The following is a 21526-nucleotide window of genomic DNA, read 5'->3' as shown; positions in this document are numbered from 1 at the left end:
GGTACTCCTTCAGAGATAGGGAGACAGCAGTGAGTTGATGTGGCGGACGCTGTCCGCCACGAGGTGCGGGCGCAGCTCGGGGCCGAGGCCCGCGACGTCACTGTCGCGGGTGGCACCGGTCAGCACCAGGAGCCCGAAGGCGTCCATTTCCTGCGCCAGCCGGAGTTCCGCCGGAGCGTCTCCAACCACCGCGAGAGTCTTGTCTGGGCCGCCGAGCTGGTGGCGCAGGGTTTCGGCCAGGGCGGGTGACGGCTTGCCGAGCACGGTCGGCTGCACGCCGGTCACCCAGGTGATCGCGTGCGCGATCGCGGCCGAGACGCAGATCGACCGGCCGCGTCCGCCGTGGAACCAGGGGGTGTCAACGGTCACGTAGAGCGGGCTCCCGCGGTCGGCGACAGCCAGGCAGGCGGCGTTCAGATCAGCGGTGCTGTAGTGGTCGTCGGCGCCGACCACGACGACATCCGCCTCGGCCGAGGAATCGGTGACCACGTCGAGCCCCAGCGCGCGGATCGGCTCCAGCAGACCGCTCTCGCCGAGCACCAGGATGCGGCTGCCCGGGTGGTGGTCGGCCAAATAGAGCGCTGCCGCGCTGCCCGCGGTCAGGAACTCGTCATCCCGGATGTCGAAGCCGAGGGCGCGCAGGTGCTGGGCGTATTCCCGTGGCGACTTCTGCGAGGCGTTGGTGCACACCCGGATCGACCGGCCGGACTCACGGAGCGCCGCAACGAACTCGATCGCGCCGGGAATGGCCACGCCGCCCGATCCGCCCGCGCGACTCGTGCTGACGAGGCATCCGTCAACATCGAGCACCCAGCCGGTCGCCTCGGCCAGCCGTTCCAGTCCGATCGGGGCGGTCGTCGACTCGGTCACGAGCTCGTTCCTCTCTGCACCGTCAGGGTGCTGGTCGAGCTGGTCACGCTGAACGAGCGAACATCGGGCGCGCCACTGAGACCGGCGAGCAGGGTGCGCAGCGAACCGGTCGCCGCGCTGTCACGCCGTTCGACCATGGCATCGACCTGCTGGCCGGGCATGAGCGCCCGCATCAGCAAGTCTTCATCGCTGATGCCAAGCCCGAACCGCTGCCGCAGTTCCTTGAGGCTGGGCGGCTCGGGCGTGTTCTCCCGCTCCCGGGCGCGGTGTGAGCTGGTGGCGCGGTCGAGCAGGTCCTGATCCACTGGGCCGGGCATCTCGCCGAACTCGCCGAGCAGCAGGTCGATCACCTCGTCGGAGAGCCGCGCGTAGCGCTCGCCGGCCATCACATTCAGGGTTGCCTGGGTCACGATGTACTGGGCGAACGGGGTCACCACGATCGGCCAGCCGAGGTCTTCGCGCACCTGCACCGCCTCATCGAGCACGGCGGGGAACAGCGCCTCCTGCCCGATCTCGCTGAGCTGCCGGCGCAGGGTCGACAGCACGCCGCCGGGGATGTTGTGCCGGTAATACACCTCGTCGTACTCCGCGGGCGCGCCCGCAGGCAGCCGGTGAAGCCGGGCAAACCGGCTCATCACCCCGGATGCCTCGGCCATCGCCCCGGCGTCGACATTCACCGTGTGGCCGCGAGCGGCGAGGTTCTCGATCAGCTGCAGACCGTTGGTGTGCGATGCGCCGTTCGCGAGCGGCGGCAGTGCCGTGTGCAGGATGTCCATGCCGTGGTCGGCCGCCTCAAGCAGGGTGAGCGGCGCGAGCCCGGTGTTGCAGTGCGAGTGCAGCTCGTTCAGAGTCTTGTGGCGCAGGCGAGCGTTCAGCCGCGGCACCATGTCGGCGACCCGCTGAGGGGTGAGCAGCCCGGCCGGGTCCTTCAGGTAGAGCCCGTCGACGGCATCCGTGTCATCCAGCTGGGCGATCTTGTCGAGGTAGTACTCGTCGGTGTGCACCGGGCTGATGCTGTAGCAGATACCGCCGATGACCTCCTCGAATCCGACCCGCTTGGCCATCTCCGCGGTGCGGATCGTGTCCGCCATGTTGTGCATCGGATCGATCACCCACAGCCGGGTGATCCCGTTGCGCCTGAGCAGGTCGAACGCGAGCTCGAACAGGTTGTCCGGGGTGCGGGTGAAGCTGATGAAGCGCTTGCCGGTGGTGAGGAAGCCCAGTGTGGTGTCAGGCATGGCGGCGTGCGCATCGCGCACCCGCTGCCACGGGTCCTCCGAGTGGTAGCGCACCGCGGTCGCGAACATGGTGCTGGTCATTAGCTCGACCGCGTGGTAGCCGACCCGACCGAGCGATGGGGCCACGTCGGAGACCAGTTTGTTGGTCACGCCGGTTGCGCCCCAGAGGCTTTGGTTGCCGTCGCGCAACGACACATCGACCAAACGGATGTCAGCCATGGACGGCCTCCTTGATCATGCCTTCCAGCCAATGCGTGGTCACCGTATTGGCCGCGAAATCGGGATGCCCGGTGATCGCCTGCAGGAGCGGCAGGTTGGTGCGTGGCCCGGCGATCTCGAACCGAGCAAGTGCCTGCTGCACGCGCGAGACAGCGTCATCGCGATCGTTGCCGAACGCGATCAGCTTGCCCATGAGCGCGTCGTAATACGGCGGGAACAGGTAGCCCTCGTAGATGTGCGAGTCGACGCGGATGCCGCCGGTGGCCGGTGGTCGCCAGCGGATGACGCGTCCGGGCGACGGCTGGAAGTCGGCATCCGGATCCTGGGCGGTGATCCGGCATTCGATGGCGTGACCGGACACCGTGACGTCGGCCTGTGCGAAGGACAGTTGCTCACCGAAGGCGATGAGCAACTGCTCGCGCACCAGGTCCACGCCGGTGACGGCCTCGGTGACCGGATGCTCGACCTGCACGCGCGGGTTGACCTCGAGGAAGCTGAGCCGCTCGCGCTGCACGTCGTAGAGGAACTCCACAGTGCCGAGGCTGATGTAGTCGAGAGCATCGGCGATCCGCAGCGCGGACTCGTGCAGCAGCCGCCGGTTCTCGGCGGAGAGGGCGGCGCATGGCGCCTCTTCGATCACCTTCTGGTAGCGGCGCTGCACCGAGCACTCGCGCTCGCCGAGGTGAACGCGATGTCCGTGGGTGTCGCCGATGACCTGCACTTCGATGTGCTTGGCGTCGCGGATGTAGCGCTCGAGGAAGACGGTGCCGTCGCCGAACGCGGACTCCGCCTCGGACGAGGCGACCGACCACGCGTGCTCGAGTTCTTCGGAGGCCTCGACCAGCTTCATGCCACGCCCGCCGCCGCCGTGCGCTGCCTTAATCAGCACCGGGTATCCGATCTGCTCGGCGAGGGCCTGCGCCTCGGCCAGGGTGTCGGCCTCCCCTCCCGGGGCAAGCGGAACGCCAAGGGATGCCGCGAGCTCCCGAGCGCGCAATTTGTCGCCGAGCGCCTCGAGTTGTTCCGCGGTCGGCCCGATGAAGATGATGCCGTTCTCGGCGCAGAGCCGGGCGAGCTCGGGTTGCTCAGACAGGAATCCGTAGCCCGGGTGCAGCGCGGTGCATCCGGTGGCGACGGCGGCGTGCACGACGGCGGGAATGGAGAGGTAGCTATCGGTCGAGCGGGCCGGTCCGAGGACCACGGTGCGGTCGGCGCGGCGGGCGCCCAGCGTCTCTACATCGGCGGCGGACACCCCGAGCACCGTTTCCACCCCGAGCCGCGCGCACGCGTCAAGGATCCGCACCGCGATCTCACCGCGGTTGGCGACGAAGACGCGGTGCGCGGTCATACTGCCGCGTCCGGGCGGATGCTGAACAGCGCCTGCCCGTGCTCGACGAGCTCCCCGTCCCGCACATGGATGGCGCTGATGACGCCGCCGGTGCCGGCGTGCACGGTGTTCATCAGTTTCATCACCTCGACGATGCACAACGACGACTCGGCGAGAACCGTGGAACCGATCTCGACGAACGGCGCCTCGCCGGGCTTGGGGGCCAGGTACACGGTGCCGAGCAGCGGGGCCGTGACCACGACGTCAGCCTCGGTGGCGACGGGTGCGAGTGGGGCTGAAGCGGGCGGGTCACTCGGTGACAAGGATGATTCCGGCGACGGCGACGGCGACGGCGACGGCGGGGAGCCGGGCGAATCGGGAGAGGCCGGGGAAGCTGCAGCTGGCCTGGGAACAACCGCGGTGGGCGTCGGCGACGGGATCTCGGTTGCGCCCGCCCGGCGCACCTCGATGCGCAGGTCGCCCTTCTCGTACAGGAAGTGCGTGAAGTCGGTGTTCTCCAGCGTCTCGACGAAGATCGCGAGTTCCTCGAAATCGATGTCCATCATCCTCCTTGATGAGTGACCCGGGACTGCGTCGTCCGCGATTGCGACAACTGTTGCGTTGCAGAATGCGGTTGGCAATAGGATTCTTCCGTGCAGAATGCGTCGATGCAGCACCGTCCTCAGTACGCGATCGACTCGGTCGACAACGCGCTCTGGCTGCTGCAGCTGCTGCGCGATCAGGGCCGCCTGCGGGTGAAGGATGCCGCCGCCGAATTGGGAATCGCGCCCTCGACCACTCACCGGCTGCTGACGATGTTGGTCTACCGCGGTTTCGCCGTGCAGGACGAATCGCACGCCTATCTTCCCGGTCCCGGCCTGGATGGGAACCCGGTGCGCACCTCCTGGACGCGAGCGCTTCGTGACGTCGCGCACCCGTACCTTGAATTGCTTGCCGGCCGCCTGAATGAGTCGGTCAACCTTATGATCCGCGTCGGCGCAACGGTGAGGTTCCTCTCTACCGTCGAATCGTCGAATGTTCTGCGGGTGAGCAATAGGCAGGGCCAGGTGCTGCCTGCACACCGCACCTCCGGGGGCAAGGTCCTGCTCGCGACCGTGGACGAGCAGGTGCTTGAGCGGCTTTATCGATCGCAGGGCGCGGATATCGCAGGCGAGCGGATGGCGGACGCCGAGTACGCCGCCTTTCGCCGTGAACTCCGCGGCATCGCGCGGCAGGGTTACGCACTCAATCGGGGAAGCGCCGAGAGCGGAGTGTGCGCGATCGGCGTGGCCCTGCGCGGGGCATCCGGTCGCCCGATCGCCGCCGTGTCCATCGCGACGCCGGCGTCACGATTCCCGAGCATCCTGACCACGGAGGTCCTTAATCTTGCCTTCCGGGCGCGGGAGGACATCAGTGCCGAACTCGCGGAGCGCGGTATCGACGCCCCCTGAGTCAGGCGAGCGGCGTTCGGCGCTCAGTCGTACACGCGGCCGAGCAGCCACTCTCCGTCGACCTCGACCACCTCGAACATCTGCGTGACGCCGCTGGCGCTGGTGGCCTGAAAACGCCAGCCGATCGGCCGGCTCGGCGGGTGTGTGATCATCGGCGGGATCGCCTCGTCTTCGCCGAACAGTCGGGTCGGAGTGTCAGTGACCCGCCAGCGCTCACCGGCATGCACGAGCCGGGCGGGAAAGCCGTCGCTGAACCAGAGAGCGACCGCCTGGACAGGGTATGAGGTGCGCATCAGCCGAAACCTTTCATTCGAACAGATCTTCGAATGTCGTTGAGTCTAAGCCGCGTCTCGCCGTGCCGCAACACTCGACATCGGGTCACAGTGGCGCCGCCGCTTGCCGCTCTCGGCTCCAGGTCACGAGTGGATGCAGCAGCGAGATCAGTTGCTGTCCCGATGCCGTTGGAGCGTAACTGATCGACACGGGAGTGGTCGGCTGGACGTCGCGGTGCATGAGGCCCTCGGTCTCGAGTTCCTTCAGTCGAGCCGCGAGCAGCCGATCCGAGATGCCCTCAACGAGGGTTCGGTACTCCGAGAACCGCCGCGCGCCGCGCGCCCCAGCGAGCAGGATCGCGGCCACCCATTTGCGACCGGCCAGTTCGACGGATGCCTGGAACCTGCGGCATTCGTCGTCGTTGATGTGCTCGAACTCAGTGTCCACGGGCGACCTCGCTAACTCTTGGTAAGTAGCTTACGGTGGATTGGCGGATGTCGCGTCCATTCGGCAGAGTTGATTCACCATGAGCTACCGCCACGCACTCCAGTTCGGCACCTCGATCACCACCGCGGAGCTGGCTGAGCTCAGCGAGCAGCGAGGCTTCGACAGCGTGAGCATCGAGACCGACGATCAATTGGATCAGTGGACGCTGCTGTCCTGGATCGCCGCGCGAACCGCGCGCGTCCGTCTGTCGGCCGCGCTGCCAGTTCCGGAGTTCCCCGCCGTCCTGGCCCGCAAATCGGCCAGCCTGGACCTGCTCTCAAATGGTCGGCTCGAGCTCGCGTTCCGCGGTGACGACTCCGAGGCGGTCGCTGAAACCCTCGACGTGGTGCGCGCGATGTGGAACGTCGACGACGCAAGACTGCTGCGCTACAACGGCGACCACTTCCGTGTCGGCGGGGCCGAACGCGGGCCGGCTCCCGCGCACGACGTTCCGATCCACCTGGCCGGCGACGACCCACGGACGCTGCAGCTCGCCGGCCGCGAAGCCGACGGCTGGCTCACCACTGTCACCGCGCCGGAGCAACTCCGCGCTGCCAATGCCGCCATTGACGCGGCCGCCCGCGAGCTGGGTCGCGACCCGCGCGAGATCCGCCGCACGGTCACTGTGACCGACCCCGCCATCGATCTCGCACCGCTGCTCGCGGAGGGCGTCTCCGGCTTCTTTTTGCGCACCGATGACCCTGCCGCGATTGAGGCATTCGCCCGCGAGGTCATCCCGACCCTCCGCGCCGCGGCACCTGGAGCCGAACGCGTACCTCGTCGTGCCGAGGCGCGTGCCAAGCGCCGTCCGGGGATTGACTACGACGGACTGCCTGCTGCACTGGCCGACATCGCGGTCGAACCCGGCGACACCGTGTACTCGCGGACGCGGTCGACCTACCTCCGTGGCGGTTCGCCCGGCCTCGTGTTGCAAGCCCGGAACACGGCCGACGTGGTCGCGGCGCTCGCCTTCGCGCGCGATCATCGCCACGTACCGCTGTCGTTGCGCAGCGGTGGGCACGGCATCAGCGGCCGCTCCACCAACGACGGCGGCATCGTCATCAGTCTCGCTGCGATGAACGACATCGAGGTGCTCGACGAGGGCAGCCGTCTGGTGCGGATTGGCCCGGGAGCGCGCTGGCAGGATGTCGCGGCCGCCCTCGAACCGCACGGCCTGGTGATCAGCTCGGGCGACTTCGGCGGAGTCGGCGTCGGCGGGCTCGCGACCACCGGCGGAATCGGCTTCCTCGGCCGCAACCACGGCCTGGCCATCGACCACCTGCGGGCCGTCGACCTGGTGCTCGCCGACGGTTCCGAGGTGCACGCCAGCGACACCGAGAACCCCGAACTGTTCTGGGCCGTCCGCGGTGCCGGCGCGAACTTCGGCATCGTCACCGCGTTCGAATTCGAGGCTGCCGTGGTGCCCGCCGTCGGCTGGGCGCAACTCGTCTTCGTCGTCGACGACACTGCGGACTTCCTGATGAGGTGGGGCGCCACGCAGGAGTCGGCGCCGCGGCAGACCACTAGTTTCCTGCTGATGGGCGCGCCCCGTCCGGATCAGCCGATGATCGCACAGCTGTCCGCCATGGTCGACTCAGACGATCCAGACACGATCATTGCCCAACTGCAGCCGTTCGCCGACATTGCACCGCTGTACCAGCAGTCCGTTCAGTTGCTGCCCTACGCCGCGGCCCTCCTGAAGGCGCAGGACGTTGCCCACCAGGGGCGGGGCGAGCCGGTCAGCCGCTCCGGGCTGACCCGGCACATCACCCCGGAGTTCGCCGAGGCGACCGCGCGCTTCGTGCGGAGCGGGGTCACCCAGTTCTTCCAGATCCGGGCAACCGGAGGCGCGGCATCCGACATCGCTCCGGATGCCACTGCGTACGCGCATCGCGATGCGAACTTCGCCATCAGTGCGATGGGCTCGAACCGCGCCTGGCTGAATGCCGCTTGGGACAGCCTCTATCCGTTCATGGACGGTCTCTACCTGAGCTTCGAGACCGAGAGTGGGCCGGAACAGCTCGAAGACGCCTTCACGCCGATGACCCTGGCACGACTGCGCGAGCTCAAAGCCCGGTTCGACCCTGACAATCTGTTCAACGACAACTTTCCAATCGCCCCCGCGCTCGCCGAGGAGGCAGCATCATGACCGACTACGGACACGACCTGCAGTTCGGGGTCTTCATCACCCCGCTGAACCAGCCCGCACAGCACGCGGTCGACCTTGCTGTGATCGCGGATCAGGCCGGACTGGACCTGGCCACCTTCCAGGACCACCCGTACCAGCCGCGGTTCCATGACACGTGGACACTGATGTCCTACATCGCCGCGCGGACCGATCGCATCCGGATCAGCGCCAACGTCACCAACCTTCCGCTCCGGGACCCGGTGATGCTCGCGCGCACTGCCGCGTCGCTGGATCTGCTCAGCGGTGGCCGGATCGAGCTCGGCATCGGCTCGGGCGGCTTCTGGGACGCGATCGAGGCGATGGGCGGACGGCGACTGACGCCCGGCCAGGGTGTCGACGCGCTCGAAGAGGCGATCCGGATCTTCCGCGAGGTCTGGAACACCGATGCGCGCGGCGGCGTGCGGGTCGACGGGAGCTATTACCAGGTCGCCGGAGCAAAGCGCGGACCGGCACCGGCGCACGACATGGGCATCTGGATCGGTGCGTACAAGCCGCGGATGCTGCGGCTCACCGGTCGCGCCGGTGACGGCTGGCTGCCTTCGCTGGGTTATCTCAAGAACGGCCCGGCCGAACTCGTCCGGATGAACGCCCTCATCGACCAGGGCGCGCAGGCTGCCGGACGGGACCCGCGGGCCGTGCGGCGCCTGCTGAACATCGGCGGCAGGTTCCAGACATCCGGAACCGGCCTGTTCTCGGGACCGCCCGCGGAATGGGCCGAGCAGGCCGCCGAGATCGCGCTCGAGTACGGCACCTCCGGGTTCATTCTCGCCAGCGACGATGCCGCGACCATCGAACTATTCGGCGCCGAGGTGGCCCCGGCCGCCCGCGAACTGGTCGCAGCCGAGCGCGCCGCCTAGGTTGACAACCACCGTTGACCTCCTCCACTCCCACCCCAACACTGGAGCTATGAACTTCGACGAGGAGCAGGTTGCAGTCGAGCACTCAATCGATCGGCTCGCCGAACGATTCCCAACGGTCGCCCGCGACCGCATCGCCGCGTTGGTTCGCCAGGCTCACGACGAGTTCGCCGGACGGCCAGTGCGCGACTTCATCCCGGTTCTCGTGGAGCACCTCGTCAGAGATCGGCTCAACGCTGATGAGAACGCCGCCGCAACCTTGGTCGGGGTTGAGCCGACCGATCACGGGTAGCGGTACCCTCATCGTGTGACCCCGCAGGAGCTCGCGAACCTCGCGCATCTGCGCCGCGCGCGCGACCTGATCGACCGGGAGTACGCCCGGCCGCTCGACGTGCCGACGACGGCGCAGCGCGCGCTGATGTCGCCGGCGCACTCTCCCGCCAGTTCAAGGCCGCCTACGGCGAGACGCCCTACAACTACCTGATGACCCGTCGCATCGAGCGAGCGATGGCCCTGCTGCGCGGCGACCTGTCCGTGACCGAAGCCTGCATGGCGGTCGGGGCGACCTCGCTCGGTTCGTTCAGCTCGCGCTTCAGCGAACTGGTCGGGATGTCGCCGAGTGCCTACCGTGCGATGGAGCATCACGCCGTCACGGCGATGCCACCGTGCATCGCCAAGCAGCGCACCAGACCGAGCAGGATTCGAGAAGCGGCGCCGATACCTCAGGCCTAATCTGGCCGCATGACTATCGCACTCCAGTACACCAATGTCACCGTGAACGATGTGGATGAGTCGCTCGCCTTCTACCGTGACGCGCTCGGCCTCGAGGTGCAGAACGACGTGTCATCCGGCGAATTCCGCTGGGTCACCCTCGGCACCGCCAGCCAGCCCGGTCTCGGGATCGTGCTCTCCGAACCGCACGCCGGACGCTCGAAGGCCGACGGCGACGCCATGCAGGAACTGCTGACCAAGGGCGTGCTGCCCATGCTGGTGTTCCGCGCCGACGACCTCGACTCCACCTACGAGCGCGTGCGGGCGTCGGGTGCCGAGGTGCTGCAGGAACCGATGGACCAGCCCTGGGGGCCGCGCGACTGCGCATTCCGTGACCCGTCCGGCAACACGGTGCGAATCTCGCAGGAGTAGCAAGATGGGAGGGTGCCCGATGAAGCCCTGACCATCCCCGCAGGCGACGACAGCGTCTCTGCGTTGTATGCCCGGCCCGGGAATCCGTTCGCCACGCTGGTGATCGCGCATGGCGCCGGCGCGGGCAAGGAGCATCCGTTCCTCGCCGGATTCAGCAGCGCCATGAACGAAGAAGGCGTTGCCACGCTGCGCTTCAACTTCCCGTATCGGGACGCCGGGCGCCGCTTCCCCGACCGGCCACCGGCCGCGATCTCGGTCTGGAAGGCGGTGACGGATGCCGCCCACTCGCGTTCCACCGGCGTGCCGGTGTGGGCGGCGGGCAAGTCGTTCGGCGGTCGGATGGCGTCAATGGCCGTCGCGGACGGGATGGATGTCGCGGGCTTGGTCTTTCTCGGCTACCCGCTGCACCCGCCGGGCAAGCCCGACAAGCTGCGCGACGAGCACTTGTACGAGCTCTCGCTGCCGATGCTGTTCCTCCAAGGCACCCGCGACTCGTTCGCGACGCCCGAGCTGCTGGACGGAGTCGTGTCGCGGATCGGCGCGAACGCGGTGATCGACTGGCGCGAGGGCGGCGGCCACTCGTTCGAAGTCGCCGGCGTCAAGAAGTCCGCCGCCGAGATCGGTGCATTGCTGGCGCCGGCCGTGGCGGAGTTCATGCGGGCGAACGGCTAGTCCAGGGTCGGCTGCTCGGGGCACTGGGTGGTTACTTCGGTGCCCGCCCGACCGCATACCGGAACCGATTGACCAGTCGGTAGCTCCCGGATGCCATCCGGAAGGGCTGTGCGGCCTCGACCACCACCCGGGCGAACAACGCCCTCTCGGCGGTCTCGCCGAGGAGGACGCCGTCAATGAGGGCATCATCGTCGATGGCCTCCCACGGAACATCGACGAGTCCCGCGGCGATGAGCTCGAGTCCTCCGTCGCGGAACAGCTCCTGCAGGCCGCAGGCCCGGCGGAGCTCGCCATCCGGCGCCAGCTCTTCACCATCGGCGTGGGCGACGGCGGCCTCGATCGTGTTCAGGTCGTTGAGTTCGCCCTCCGCCCAGTTCGAGACGGCAATCGAACCGCCGGGAACCGCGACCCTGACCGCCTCCGCCAGCGCGTCACGCGTGTTCTCGGCGAACTGGAACGCATTGACTGCGGTGACGACGTCGAAACTGTCATCGGGCCAGGGGATCGCTTCGGCGGTACCCGGACGGATGTCCGCGGCCGGACTTCGGCGCCTGGCCAGCTCGAGCATTCCCGGAGCTGGATCGGTGCCGGCGGCGAATGCTCCCAGGCGGCTCAACATGGCGAGGAACTCACCACTGCCGCAGCCGACGTCGAGCACGCGTGACCCTGGGCCGATACCGCTCGTGTCGATCAGGGCTTGCCGGGCGGGGCCGGAGAAATCTCCCCAGAGGGCCGCCCATTCGGCCGCGACGTTAGACCAGCCGTCCTCGTCCGCGCCATCCATGATTGCCCCTCGCCCAATCCATCAACAGTAGAACGGGACTATAGGTCGACGTTCATCGAGACGATCCCAACAATGACTGGAGCAAGGAGTCAGTACAGCGCAGGCTGCTCGGGGCACTGCGAGAGCACCCGGATACTCGCGCCGTGCTCGGCCTGCGTCATCCACAGTCCGTACTTCGCCTTCACCGCGACCTGCCGGGCGATGTAGTCGCAGCGGAAGTCCTTGTTCGACGGCAGCCAGGTCGCGGCATCCCCGTCGCCCTTCTGCTGATTCGAGGTGCCGTCGACGGCGAGCAGGTTCAGCGGATCGTTGGCGAACGCTTCGCGGTCCTCCTGGCTGAGCTGCTGGGCGCCGGTCTGCCAGGCGTTCGACAGCGCCACGACGTGGTCGACCTGCACGTGCATGGAGGTCTCATTGCCGCGGACGAACTCGATCGTCTCACCGGTGTACGGCGAGACAAGGTCGCCGGTGAGCACCGTGCACGGTCCTTCGCGGGCGATGTCGGTGAGGTCGCGGGCGAGCATGTCGTTGCGGGTGTCGCAGCCATTGCGGTCAGTGTCGAGCCAGCCGTTGCCGAACTTCTCGTCGCGGTCGTAACCGGTTTGCGGAGCCTTGCCCTTGATCGGGATCGTCTCGAGCTGGGCGAACGCGGTGCCGGTCGCGGCGGGGACGGGTGGGTTGGACTCCGCCGGTGTGCTCGAGTCGGATGCCGCGGTGTCCGCCTGCAGCGGCTCGGCGTCGCCCGCGACACCGATACCGAGGGCGGCGGCTGCGGCGAGCAGGACGGCTACGCCGGTGCCGAGCAGCAGCTGCGACATCCGTCCGCGCCGGCGACGGGATCGTGGCACGGTGGAGCTCCTCGGGGTGGTGGGGGACCCCGACAGCCTATCCGCGACTCCCGACACCGAGCGAAAGAACCGCCGTTCTTTCGAATATCGATGACGCGGCCGACCCTTCATGCGCGTTTGAGCCGTAAGAGGGGCCCGATCTTGAGAGAATGGATGAGATCGCCCACCCGGCGAGCTTTAGCAAACGAATACTCTGCTGCCGAACAAGGGAAGCCATGAACCACGAGTCCGACGCCGCGCTCACCAACTGGATGCACCGCGAGGCAATCGCCGAGCGAATGATCCCGCTGATCGGATCGCTCTATCGGGAACGTGGGGTCGTGGTCTCCATTCACGGGCGGCGCCTGATCCACAAGTCGGCCATCGGCATCCTGAAGGCACACCGCTACGCCCGGCAGCTGGACAACACCGAGCTCGCCGTCGAGCAGACCCTTCCGCTGCTTGAGATCCTCAGCCGGCTTGACCTCGGTGCAGCGTCCATCGACCTCGCCAAGCTGCTCGGCCGGTTCGCGGAGATCGGCGAGGGGCGCACGCTCGAAGAGTTCCTGCGCGCCGAGCTGTCACCCGTGCTCGACGGCCCGGCCGACGGCGACTCGACCGACGTCGTGCTCTACGGCTTCGGCCGCATCGGCCGGTTGCTCGCCCGCATCCTGATAGCCCACGACGGCGGCGGTCAGGGCCTGCGGCTGCGCGCCATCGTGGTGCGCAAGGGCGGCGAGAAGGACCTGGTGAAGCGCGCCAGCCTGCTGCGCCGCGACTCGGTGCACGGCCCGTTCGAGGGCACGATCACCATCGACGAGCAGAACAACACCATCCTCGCCAACGGCACCCTGATCCAGGTGATCTACTCGGATGACCCGGCCACGGTCGACTACACCGTGTACGGCATCAACAACGCCGTCGTCGTCGACAACACCGGACGCTGGCGCGACCGCGAGGGACTCTCGCAGCACCTGCAGTCCAAGGGCGTCGCCCGTGTGCTGCTCACCGCGCCCGGCAAGGGCGACATCAAGAACATCGTGCACGGCATCAACCACGACGCGATCACCGCGGAGGACGCCATCCTCTCCGCGGCATCCTGCACCACCAACGCCATCACCCCGGTGCTCAAGGCGATCACCGACGAGTACGGCGTCGTGCACGGCCACGTCGAGACGGTGCACTCGTTCACGAACGACCAGAACCTGATCGACAACTTCCACAAGGGCGACCGTCGTGGCCGCGCGGCCGCGTTGAACATGGTCATCACCGAGACCGGAGCCGCGAAGGCTGTGGCCAAGGCGCTGCCCGAGCTCGCCGGAAAGCTCACCGGAAACGCCATCCGCGTGCCCACCCCGGACGTCTCGATGGCGATCCTGAACCTCACGCTCGAGCGGGAGGCGACCAAGGACGACGTCAACGCCTACCTGCGCGGGATGTCGCTGCACTCCCCGCTGCGGCAGCAGATCGACTACATCGACTCGCCCGAGGTGGTCTCCACCGACTTCGTCGGTTCGCGCCGGGCGGGCGTGGTGGACGGACTGGCCACCATCTCGACCGGCAAGAACCTGGTGCTCTACGTCTGGTACGACAACGAGTTCGGCTACAGCTGCCAGGTCGTCCGGGTGATCGAGCAGATCGCCGGCAGCCACCCGCGGGTGTTCCCGGCACGGGAAGCGGTGGCGGTGGCAGCTACTGAGCCTGCGGACGAAGCGCCCGGCGAGCTGGTGGGCGCCTCGGCCTGAGGCTGCCTCGGCTGCCTCGGCTGCCGGCCTGCCTCGGCGGCTCACCGCAAGTCGCGGTACAGCGAGCCGTAGTGCACGAGCGGCTCGCGCTCGCCGAAGCGTCCCATGCTGAGCACCTCGCCCACGAACAACTGGTGCGTCGCGGCGGTGTGCACGGCACTGGTCTTCACCTCGAACCAGGCGACCGAACCGGTGGGGATGGCGGCATCCGTCACCGGCCCACGGCCATGCGGAATCTGATCGAACATGCCCTCGACCGGCGCGCCAGCGCTCGACAGCCGGCGGGCGGTGTGCTGCTGGTCGCGTCCGAGCAGGGTGAGCGCCCAGGTGCCGGACTCGTCGACCGCCTCGGCGATCCGAGACAACTCGAACAGGCTCACGAGCATTGTCGGCGGGTCATATGACACCGACAGGAACGCGGTCACAGTCGCCGCGTAATCCCGGCCGCGCAGCCTGGTCGAGACGATGGCGACACCGGACGCCGCGTACGAACTGAGCAGGCGGTAACCGTCTTCGGTGAACGCTTCCGGTTCGAGTCGGTCACCGGGCTGCATGCCCCTCATCCTGCCACCCACCGTGAATTAGCCGAAAATGCTAGTCCGCGGCGCCGAACACTAGCATTTTCGGCTAACTCACACACCCTGCCGCTGCGAGGGTGGGCGTGCCTAGGATGTCCCATGGCAGTGACGCTGAGAGGGCTCGAGACCGTTGTTCCGCAAACCGTCCTCGTGCAGAACGATGTCCGCGACGTATTCGCCACCCAGCCCGATCTCAGTCGGCTCGCGCAACGCCTGATCACGGCCGCGTTCGACGCCTCCGGTATCGAGAAGCGGCACACCGTGATCGGCGAGTTCACCTGGAACGAGCAGTCCGAGAATCCGCAGTTCTTCGACCGTGACCGGCGACTGCTGCTGTCACCCGGCACGCGAACCCGCAATGAGCTGTACATCGACGCCGGTGGCCAGCTGTTCGTCGAGGCCGCCCGCCGGGCGCTGCAGGCGGCAGGGATCGCCGCGCACGAGGTCAGCCACGTGATCACCGTCTCCTGCACCGGGTTCTTCGCGCCCGGCCCGGACTACCTGATCGTCCGCGAACTCGGCCTCGACCGCGACACCCAACGTTTCCACCTCGGCTTCATGGGCTGCTACGCCTCGATGCCCGCGCTGCGGCTCGCCAAGCAACTCTGCAACGCCGACCCGGATGCGGTGGTGCTGGTGGTCAGCGTCGAGCTGTGCACCCTGCACGTGCGCTCATCGAACGACCCCGACCAGATCGTCGCCGCATCATTGTTCGCCGACGGCGCCGGCGCGGGCGTGGTGAGCAACCGACCGATCGCCGAGGCGGAGGCCGGATTCGATCTGGACGGGTTCGAAACGGCGATCACCCCGGTCGGTGAGGCCGACATGGCCTGGAAGATCGGCGACGAGGGCTTCGAGATGGTCCTCAGCTCCTACGTTCCGCACATCATCGACGAGCACATCGAGGGGGCCCTCGACCCGCTGTTGAATGGTGCCGGCGTGCGGGTCGGCGACGTGCAGCACTGGGCGATCCATCCGGGCGGTCGCAGCATCCTCGACAAGGTCGAAGCGAAACTCGGGCTGAGCGAGGCGCAGCTGGTGCCCGCCCGGGAGACGCTGCGCGCCTACGGCAACATGTCGAGCACCACCGTGTTGTTCGTGCTCAAGCACATCCTCGAAGAGCCGGCGACGGAACCCGGAGAACGAGTGCTGGCGATGGCGTTCGGCCCGGGTCTCACCGTGGAATCCGGCCTGATGACGGTGGCCTGACATGGTGTCGCTTGAGCAGCGGGCGGTCTCGCTCACCGAGTACATAGACGATCCTGACTGCGACCCGATCGCGCTCCGCCATAGCTATGCCGCGTTCGCGATCGTCAACCCGGTGGTGTCCGGCTGGCGCAAGACGTATCGCCGACTCATCCGCCCCTGGTTGTCGCCGACCGAGCCGCGCACGCTGCTCGATGTCGGCGCGGGCGGCGGTGACATCGCCCGCGGGCTCGCCCGCTGGGCCCGAGCCGACGGGGTGCAGTTGACGGTCACGGCGATCGATCCGGATCCGCGCGCCTACCAATACGCCATCCAGCATGAGCCCTCCGCGGGTGTGTACTTCAGGCGGGCGCACACCTCCGACCTGGTCGCCGAAGGTGCCGTCTTCGACTTCGTGATCTCGAACCACGTGCTGCACCACCTCGACGAGGACGCCTTCACCGGGCTCCTCGCCGACAGCGAGCGGCTGAGCCGGGTCGCCGCCGTGCACGCCGACCTGGTTCGCACTCGCTGGGCTTACGCCGGGTTCGGGGCGGCCACGATGTTCCTGTTCCGCGACTCGTTCATCCGCCACGACGGGCTCGCCTCGATCCGCCGGTCGTACACGCTGGCCGAACTGCGCGAGACTGTGCCGCCTCGCTGGCGGGTGATCCGGCAGGAGCCGTCCCGCTTGCTGCTCACTTGGAGCCCCGGTGCCCGCTGACCCGGCGCCGTCCGGGCGCACATCGGGCAATGCGTCGGGCGACGCATCGGCGAGCCGGGTGCGGGACGTGGTCGTCGTCGGCGGCGGCCCGGTGGGCTTGCTGATCGGGGTGTTGCTCGCCCAGCACGGCGTCGACGTGGAAGTGCTCGAGCGGCGCACGACGCCGTCCCACCGGACGCGGGCAATCGGCATCCACCCGCCCGCGTTGCGGATCCTGGCCGCCGCGGGCGTCGCCGATCCGGTGCTCGCCGGCGCCACCCGGATTCATGACGGTGTCGCCCGCTCCGGCGGTCGTACCCTCGGGCGGCTGGTGTTCCGGCCGGACTCGATCATCACCCTGCCGCAGCCTGAGACCGAACGGATCCTCCGCGACCGCCTCGAAAGCCTCCGCCCCGGCGCACTGCGGCGCGGCGTCGTGGTGCACGACCTGCGCCAGCACGCCGAACGCGTGCGGCTGCGCACTCCCGGCGGGGTGATCGAGAGCCGCTTCGTCGTCGGCGCGGACGGCGCCCGCAGCCGGGTGCGCGCCTCGGCCGGCATCCGCTGGCGGCGATTCGGCAGGACGCAGAGCTACCTGATGGCCGATATCCCGGATGTCACGGACCTGCCCAACAACACCGCGGTGCTCAGTTTCGAGGCGGAAGGGGTTGTCGAATCCTTCCCGATGCCGGCAGGGATGCGCCGTTGGGTGGCACTGACCACCCGGCTCGATGCCGAACCGACGCTGCGCCGGCTGGCCTCGATCGTGCAACAGCGCACGGGCGACACGATCCTCGGCGAATCCGCTGGCGCTGCGGACGCCGAGGCCAGCGCGTTCGAAGCCCACCAGCACATCGCCGCGAACTTCGTGCGCGGGCGGGTGGCCCTGATCGGCGACGCTGCTCACGAGATCAGTCCGATCGGTGGGCAGGGGATGAACCTGGGCTGGCTGGATGCCGCGGCCCTCGCCCCGGCGCTGGCCGAAGCGTTGCGGCATCCGTCCCCCGAGGACTGGCGGGAACCGGCACTTCGCAGCTATGCGAGCAAGCGGCGGCGCTCGGCGCTCCGTGCGGCACGGCAGGCGGCCTTCAACATGTCGATGGGACGACCGGCGTCCGGTCCGGTGTTCGCCGCCCGCACCGCCTTGATGCGGACGCTCGCGACCCCTCCGGTGCGAGCCCTGCTGGCACGCGCATTCACCATGCGCTGGCTCTGAGCGCGCGCTCGAGTCCCGCCGAGCCTGCGCAAATGGGGCTTATCCGGGCTGAAAACCCCCACTTGCGTAGGCTCGCGCTTCAGCGAAGGGCTAGGTGGTCGAACGGCTGCGGCGCTCGGCATCCCGAGCCTTGATCCGCATGTTCTCGGCGTGCACCTCGGCGTGCGTGGCACGCTCGGTGCGCAGCCATTCCGGCTGCTTCTCGAGCAGCGCGGTGATCTCGGCGGTGGTGAGCGCGTCGGTCACCCCGGCGCGGGACAGCCCCGAGGTCGAGATCCCGAGCTTGTGCGCGACCACCGGGCGCGGGTGCGGGCCGTTCTGCCGCAACTCGACCAGCCATGCCGGCGGGTGCGCCTGCAACTCGTTGAACTCGTCGCGGGTGATCGTGCCGTCCTGGAATTCCGCCGGCGTCGCCGGGAGATACACGCCCAGCTTTTTGGCTGCCGTGGCGGGCTTCATCGACTGGGAGGAGCTCATTCACAACAGCGTACGCTGAGAGCACCATGGCCGCATTCACGCTCGCGTATGTCCCCGGCGTGACGCCGGCGAAGTGGGCGCGCATCTGGGCGGAACGGCGACCGGATGAGCCGCTCACATTGCTGCAGACGGATGTCGCGGACCAGGTCGCCGCGCTGCGGGACGGACGGGCGAACATGAGCCTCGTCCGGCTGCCGATCGACCGCGACGGGGTCCACCTGATCCCGTTGTACGTCGAGCAGCCGGTGGTGGTCGTGCCCAAGGAGCATCCGGTGACCGAATTCGACGAGGTGACCCTCGCCGACCTGGCAGGGGAGACCATGCTTGAGCTGCCCGACCTGACCGACGCGCAGCTGATTGAGGTCGTCGCAACCGGCGCCGGGGTCGCCCTGCTGCCGCACTCGGTCGCCCGGCTGTACGGGCGGAAAGACGTGAAGTACCGGCCGGTGACCGATGCGGAACCGACCGAGGTGGGACTGGCCTGGCTGGCCGACACCGAGTCCGAGCTGACCGAGGAGCTCGTCGGCATCGTGCGCGGTCGTACCGCGCGCAGCTCACGGGCGACGCCGACCCCGCCTGCCGAGAAGCCCGAGAAGCCGAAACGGCCGGCAACCGCGAAGCCTGCCCGCAAACCCGCTCCGAAACGTGCGCACCGGCAGTCGTCGGGCGCGCCGAAGCCGCGCAAGAAGCGCGGCCGCTGACCCGATCAGCGGCGACCAGCGCCGATCTGCGCCGACCATCGACCGGCTCGGGTGCGGGGACTAGGCTCCGATTAGGAGCAGCGAATGACGGACGACTCCTTCGATCCACGCTACGACCCGGTTTTCCAGCGCGGGTTTGATCGCGCTCGGCCTGGCACTTCGCCCGCGGGTCAGAGGGGCATCCGCGACTCGAAGGTCGAATCCCCGCCCGCCGAGGCGCCGAGCCCGTCCGCCCCTGCCACCGAGGAGCCGGTTGTCGACACGTCGAGCATGCGTGACTGGACGCGCGACCCGACACGACTGCCCGCACGTGAGCCGATATGGGTCCCGACGCGCGAGCCGACCCGCATGCGCGGCATCGGCGAATCCGCGGTACCCCGCGTGCCCACCCGGGCTCCGGTTCCGGAAGTCTACGCAACCGACGCAACTGCACCCGCCGACACCGCCGCGCCGGGCGACAACGACCAGGCAGCGCGGCCGGGGATGGTGCTCCGCGGCAATCCGTTCATCTATGCCCTCATCGGTGTCGGAGTGTTCCTGATGCTGCTCGGGCTGTGGGGGCAGTGGGGCGCCGCCGACGGCAGGACGGGCAGCTATCGGAGCCCGGACGAACTCGTCCTGGACGAGTTCCTCGCCGGCATAGGCCCGTGGTGCATGACGATCGGCATCGGCACGCTCGTCACCGTCCTCGTGCTCTATGCCCTGCACTGGCGGACACCGAAGTGAGGCAGCGGTGGCGCTCAGACGCCTAGTCACCCGCGCTCGCTGCCGCTAGGCTCCCGCATGGAGAGGGAGCACTATGCCCAAGGATGCGATCGACCCCCGCTACAACCCGGCGTTCCAGCGCGGCTACGACCGCTCCCGGCACGGCACCGAACCGCACTTGCGCGCCGCTGAACCGGTGGAGCGCATTCCGCGAGACATCACCAGGGCGATGCCAGGGCCGACAGTCGTTCCGCCGCCCGTGCCCGCCCCACCGCAGAACGCGCAGACCGCGGCATCCGCACCCTACGCGCGCCCGCTCGGCGCGCCGGGCGCGACCCACCAAGCTGACCAAGCGGCCGCCCCCGGACCATTCGGCACCGACCAGAGCGTCGACGCCCGCTCCACTATCGATCCGGATGTCGAGCCCGATGCATCCCGCGGCATGGTGCTGCGGGGAAATCCATTCGTGATTGTGCTGCTCGGGGTGGGCGCCGCGCTCACCGTATTCGGTATCTGGGCGCAATGGCAGATCGCCGACCTGTACGCCGGCACCAACCGCGACCCTGACAGCTTCATCCTGCAGCAGTTCTTCGTCACCGTCGGGCCATGGTGCATGACCTTGGGCATCGCCACCCTGGTGACGGTGCTGGTGCTGTACGCCCTGCACTGGCGAGCGCCTCAGCGATGAAACCCTTCAGACTCGCCTGGGCTGCGTTGGGGCTGGTCGCGCTGGCCACCACCGTCTGGTTCCTGGTCGAGCTGGAGGGTCTGCGGGAAGCCAGCGAGAAGGGGCTGCTCCTCACGATCACTCCCGAGATCATCCGCTACACCGACCGCGACTTCGGCAGCCAGCACACGGTGTTCACGCCGTTCTTCGGTTCCGCCGCGAGCCTGATCATCGCCATGGCGCTGGGGCTGCTGTTCGCGCAGGCGGTGCGCTGGCGGCATGCGCCGCGGTCAACCGCGTAGCCGACCGAGCAGCGCCAGTCCGACGCGTCCGTACGGCACCGCCACCAGCAGGATGCCCACCAGCGCCAGCGCCAGCATCGGCACGCCGAGGGCAAACGGCGCCTGCCCGGTGAAGGTCTGCAGCAGGCTGACCCCGAGCACCAGGGTGTAGCCGATCGTCGCCGCCAGCACCGCGCGGCGTGTTCGGGATTCGGCCAGCCCGGCGACGGGCGCCAGCCAGGCCAGCAGCGGCAGCACTTGAAGCGCGTGCATCGCGACGCCATGCGGCGACTTGAGGATGCCGGCATCGCCGAACAGCACGCCTTCGGCGCCGAACGCCGCAGCTTCGTCGCCGGTCACAACGGGTGGGATGCCGACGGCGATGATCATCCCGCCGAGCGCCTGCCCGACCAGCAGCAGCACCATCCCGGCGCGGATCGCGAGCTTCACGCTGCCCGGCACATCTCGCATCGAGGTGAAGGTCAGCACGGTTAGCACCACGAGCACGAGGGCGATCACTGAGACCACCGCTCCCATCGCCGAGAACACCATGGCGTCGAATGCGGTCGTGAAGTTGAAGTGCGACGGCACGCCGCGCCAGGTCTGCAGCGTGATGAGCGCGGTCTCGGCCACCGAGGTCACGGCGAGGGTGCCGAGCATCGCCCAGGCGAGCCACGGACGCATCCGGATCGCCCCGGCGAACAGGGCGATCGTCACCGCCGTGATGCCGAATGAGAACCCGAACAGGATCGGCTTGCGCCAGGACACCGGCCCCTCCCACGGCGTTCCCGAGGCCAGGAAGACCACCGCGTGCACGAGGGCGGAGACCAGCAGCAGGAGTCCCGCGCCGAGGAGGACCTTCTGCGGGCCAGTGAACCGAAGAGTGGCGAACTCCGGAAGCACGCGGACGGGAACGAGCGATGGGGTTGACAT

25 protein-coding genes and 1 pseudogene are annotated in these 21526 nt (G+C 68.4%); 15 read left to right on the top strand and 11 right to left on the bottom strand.

The genetic code is table 11. From position 1 onward, the window contains the following. Window positions 1-9: 9 nt before the first annotated feature. The 4 genes from GO591_RS13345 to GO591_RS16095 are packed head-to-tail and all read right to left on the bottom strand — an operon-like array spanning window position 10 to window position 4217. Entirely contained in the window at window positions 10-870 is an 861-nt protein-coding gene (locus GO591_RS13345) for an HAD-IIA family hydrolase (protein ID WP_157157269.1), read from the bottom strand. Then, on the bottom strand, window positions 867-2327 hold the full coding sequence (locus tag GO591_RS13340; protein ID WP_157157268.1) for a pyruvate/oxaloacetate carboxyltransferase: 1461 nt from the start codon (window positions 2325-2327) through the stop codon (window positions 867-869). The genes GO591_RS13345 and GO591_RS13340 overlap by 4 nt, the downstream gene beginning before the upstream one ends. Then, on the bottom strand, window positions 2320-3675 hold the full coding sequence (locus GO591_RS13335) for an acetyl-CoA carboxylase biotin carboxylase subunit (protein ID WP_157157267.1): 1356 nt from the start codon (window positions 3673-3675) through the stop codon (window positions 2320-2322). The genes GO591_RS13340 and GO591_RS13335 overlap by 8 nt, the downstream gene beginning before the upstream one ends. Then, the gene (locus GO591_RS16095; protein ID WP_157157935.1) at window positions 3672-4217 is read right to left on the bottom strand and encodes an acetyl-CoA carboxylase biotin carboxyl carrier protein; all 546 of its coding nucleotides are present in this window, start codon (window positions 4215-4217) and stop codon (window positions 3672-3674) included. The genes GO591_RS13335 and GO591_RS16095 overlap by 4 nt, the downstream gene beginning before the upstream one ends. A 105-nt stretch (window positions 4218-4322) precedes the next feature. Here GO591_RS16095 and GO591_RS13325 point away from each other — a divergent pair, with 105 nt between their 5' ends. Then, on the top strand, window positions 4323-5105 hold the full coding sequence (locus tag GO591_RS13325; protein ID WP_157157266.1) for an IclR family transcriptional regulator: 783 nt from the start codon (window positions 4323-4325) through the stop codon (window positions 5103-5105). Between the two features lie 23 nt (window positions 5106-5128). On the opposite strand, the gene GO591_RS13320 is transcribed toward GO591_RS13325, so the two are convergent. Together GO591_RS13320 and GO591_RS13315 are read right to left on the bottom strand one after the other, a co-directional pair. Then, on the bottom strand, window positions 5129-5398 hold the full coding sequence (locus GO591_RS13320) for a hypothetical protein (protein ID WP_157157265.1): 270 nt from the start codon (window positions 5396-5398) through the stop codon (window positions 5129-5131). 85 nt (window positions 5399-5483) lie between these two features. Beyond that, entirely contained in the window at window positions 5484-5825 is a 342-nt protein-coding gene (locus tag GO591_RS13315) for a winged helix-turn-helix transcriptional regulator (protein WP_157157264.1), read from the bottom strand. Between the two features lie 79 nt (window positions 5826-5904). Here GO591_RS13315 and GO591_RS13310 point away from each other — a divergent pair, with 79 nt between their 5' ends. The 6 genes and pseudogenes from GO591_RS13310 (at window position 5905) to GO591_RS13285 (ending at window position 10724) form a co-directional block, all read left to right on the top strand. Further along, entirely contained in the window at window positions 5905-8013 is a 2109-nt protein-coding gene (locus tag GO591_RS13310) for an LLM class flavin-dependent oxidoreductase (RefSeq protein WP_157157263.1), read from the top strand. After that, complete coding sequence (locus GO591_RS13305) at window positions 8010-8909, top strand: LLM class flavin-dependent oxidoreductase (RefSeq protein WP_157157262.1); 900 nt, start codon at window positions 8010-8012, stop codon at window positions 8907-8909. Before GO591_RS13310 ends, GO591_RS13305 begins: the two co-directional genes overlap by 4 nt. Before the next feature lie 49 nt (window positions 8910-8958). Next, the gene (locus GO591_RS13300) at window positions 8959-9201 is read left to right on the top strand and encodes a three-helix bundle dimerization domain-containing protein (RefSeq protein ID WP_157157261.1); all 243 of its coding nucleotides are present in this window, start codon (window positions 8959-8961) and stop codon (window positions 9199-9201) included. 15 nt (window positions 9202-9216) lie between these two features. Beyond that, window positions 9217-9641: pseudogene (locus GO591_RS13295) on the top strand (helix-turn-helix transcriptional regulator). 9 nt (window positions 9642-9650) lie between these two features. After that, window positions 9651-10052, top strand: coding sequence for a VOC family protein (locus GO591_RS13290; RefSeq protein WP_157157260.1), 402 nt, complete (start codon window positions 9651-9653; stop codon window positions 10050-10052). A 12-nt stretch (window positions 10053-10064) separates the two neighbouring features. Beyond that, the gene (locus tag GO591_RS13285) at window positions 10065-10724 is read left to right on the top strand and encodes an alpha/beta hydrolase family protein (protein WP_157157259.1); all 660 of its coding nucleotides are present in this window, start codon (window positions 10065-10067) and stop codon (window positions 10722-10724) included. 31 nt (window positions 10725-10755) lie between these two features. Here the strand turns inward: GO591_RS13285 and GO591_RS13280 are convergent, their stop codons facing one another. Further along, window positions 10756-11508, bottom strand: a complete 753-nt coding sequence (locus GO591_RS13280; RefSeq protein ID WP_157157258.1) for a class I SAM-dependent methyltransferase — start codon at window positions 11506-11508, stop codon at window positions 10756-10758. A gap of 89 nt (window positions 11509-11597) precedes the next feature. Then, complete coding sequence (locus tag GO591_RS15990; RefSeq protein ID WP_370455287.1) at window positions 11598-12356, bottom strand: HNH endonuclease family protein; 759 nt, start codon at window positions 12354-12356, stop codon at window positions 11598-11600. 215 nt (window positions 12357-12571) lie between these two features. On the opposite strand from GO591_RS15990, the gene GO591_RS13270 reads away from it, so the two are divergent. Continuing rightward, entirely contained in the window at window positions 12572-14080 is a 1509-nt protein-coding gene (locus tag GO591_RS13270) for a glyceraldehyde-3-phosphate dehydrogenase (RefSeq protein ID WP_157157257.1), read from the top strand. Window positions 14081-14121: 41 nt separating this feature from the next. Here the strand turns inward: GO591_RS13270 and GO591_RS13265 are convergent, their stop codons facing one another. Beyond that, complete coding sequence (locus GO591_RS13265; protein WP_157157256.1) at window positions 14122-14634, bottom strand: flavin reductase family protein; 513 nt, start codon at window positions 14632-14634, stop codon at window positions 14122-14124. A 123-nt stretch (window positions 14635-14757) separates the two neighbouring features. Between GO591_RS13265 and GO591_RS13260 the strand changes: the two genes are divergently transcribed. Genes GO591_RS13260 through GO591_RS13250 form a run of 3 tightly spaced genes read left to right on the top strand, consistent with a single transcriptional unit; the run spans window position 14758 to window position 17762 of the window. Further along, window positions 14758-15867: a type III polyketide synthase gene (locus GO591_RS13260; RefSeq protein ID WP_157157255.1), complete on the top strand. Its 1110-nt coding sequence runs from the start codon at window positions 14758-14760 to the stop codon at window positions 15865-15867. 1 nt (window position 15868) lies between these two features. Beyond that, window positions 15869-16567 carry a class I SAM-dependent methyltransferase gene (locus tag GO591_RS13255; RefSeq protein WP_157157254.1) on the top strand — a complete coding sequence of 233 codons (699 nt, stop codon included), beginning with the start codon at window positions 15869-15871 and terminating at the stop codon, window positions 16565-16567. Beyond that, a complete protein-coding gene (locus GO591_RS13250; protein WP_198295475.1) occupies window positions 16557-17762 on the top strand; it encodes an FAD-dependent oxidoreductase in 1206 nt (401 codons plus the stop codon). Before GO591_RS13255 ends, GO591_RS13250 begins: the two co-directional genes overlap by 11 nt. A gap of 90 nt (window positions 17763-17852) precedes the next feature. Here GO591_RS13250 and GO591_RS13245 read toward each other — a convergent pair whose 3' ends face one another. Beyond that, on the bottom strand, window positions 17853-18221 hold the full coding sequence (locus GO591_RS13245) for a DUF5997 family protein (RefSeq protein WP_157157932.1): 369 nt from the start codon (window positions 18219-18221) through the stop codon (window positions 17853-17855). Between the two features lie 44 nt (window positions 18222-18265). Here GO591_RS13245 and GO591_RS13240 point away from each other — a divergent pair, with 44 nt between their 5' ends. The 4 genes from GO591_RS13240 (at window position 18266) to GO591_RS13225 (ending at window position 20614) form a co-directional block, all read left to right on the top strand. Next, a complete protein-coding gene (locus GO591_RS13240) occupies window positions 18266-18940 on the top strand; it encodes a LysR family substrate-binding domain-containing protein (protein ID WP_157157253.1) in 675 nt (224 codons plus the stop codon). A gap of 84 nt (window positions 18941-19024) precedes the next feature. After that, window positions 19025-19666 carry a hypothetical protein gene (locus tag GO591_RS13235; protein ID WP_157157252.1) on the top strand — a complete coding sequence of 214 codons (642 nt, stop codon included), beginning with the start codon at window positions 19025-19027 and terminating at the stop codon, window positions 19664-19666. A 73-nt stretch (window positions 19667-19739) separates the two neighbouring features. Then, on the top strand, window positions 19740-20333 hold the full coding sequence (locus tag GO591_RS13230; protein WP_157157251.1) for a hypothetical protein: 594 nt from the start codon (window positions 19740-19742) through the stop codon (window positions 20331-20333). After that, window positions 20330-20614, top strand: coding sequence for a hypothetical protein (locus GO591_RS13225; protein ID WP_157157250.1), 285 nt, complete (start codon window positions 20330-20332; stop codon window positions 20612-20614). Before GO591_RS13230 ends, GO591_RS13225 begins: the two co-directional genes overlap by 4 nt. Here the strand turns inward: GO591_RS13225 and GO591_RS13220 are convergent. Continuing rightward, entirely contained in the window at window positions 20603-21526 is a 924-nt protein-coding gene (locus GO591_RS13220) for a hypothetical protein (protein WP_157157249.1), read from the bottom strand. The genes GO591_RS13225 and GO591_RS13220 overlap by 12 nt on opposite strands.

Source organism: Diaminobutyricimonas sp. LJ205, assembly GCF_009755725.1.
Taxonomy (GTDB): domain Bacteria; phylum Actinomycetota; class Actinomycetes; order Actinomycetales; family Microbacteriaceae; genus Ruicaihuangia.
The sequence above is the reverse complement of the archived record's forward strand: the minus strand, read 5'-3'. Positions and strand labels throughout refer to the sequence as shown.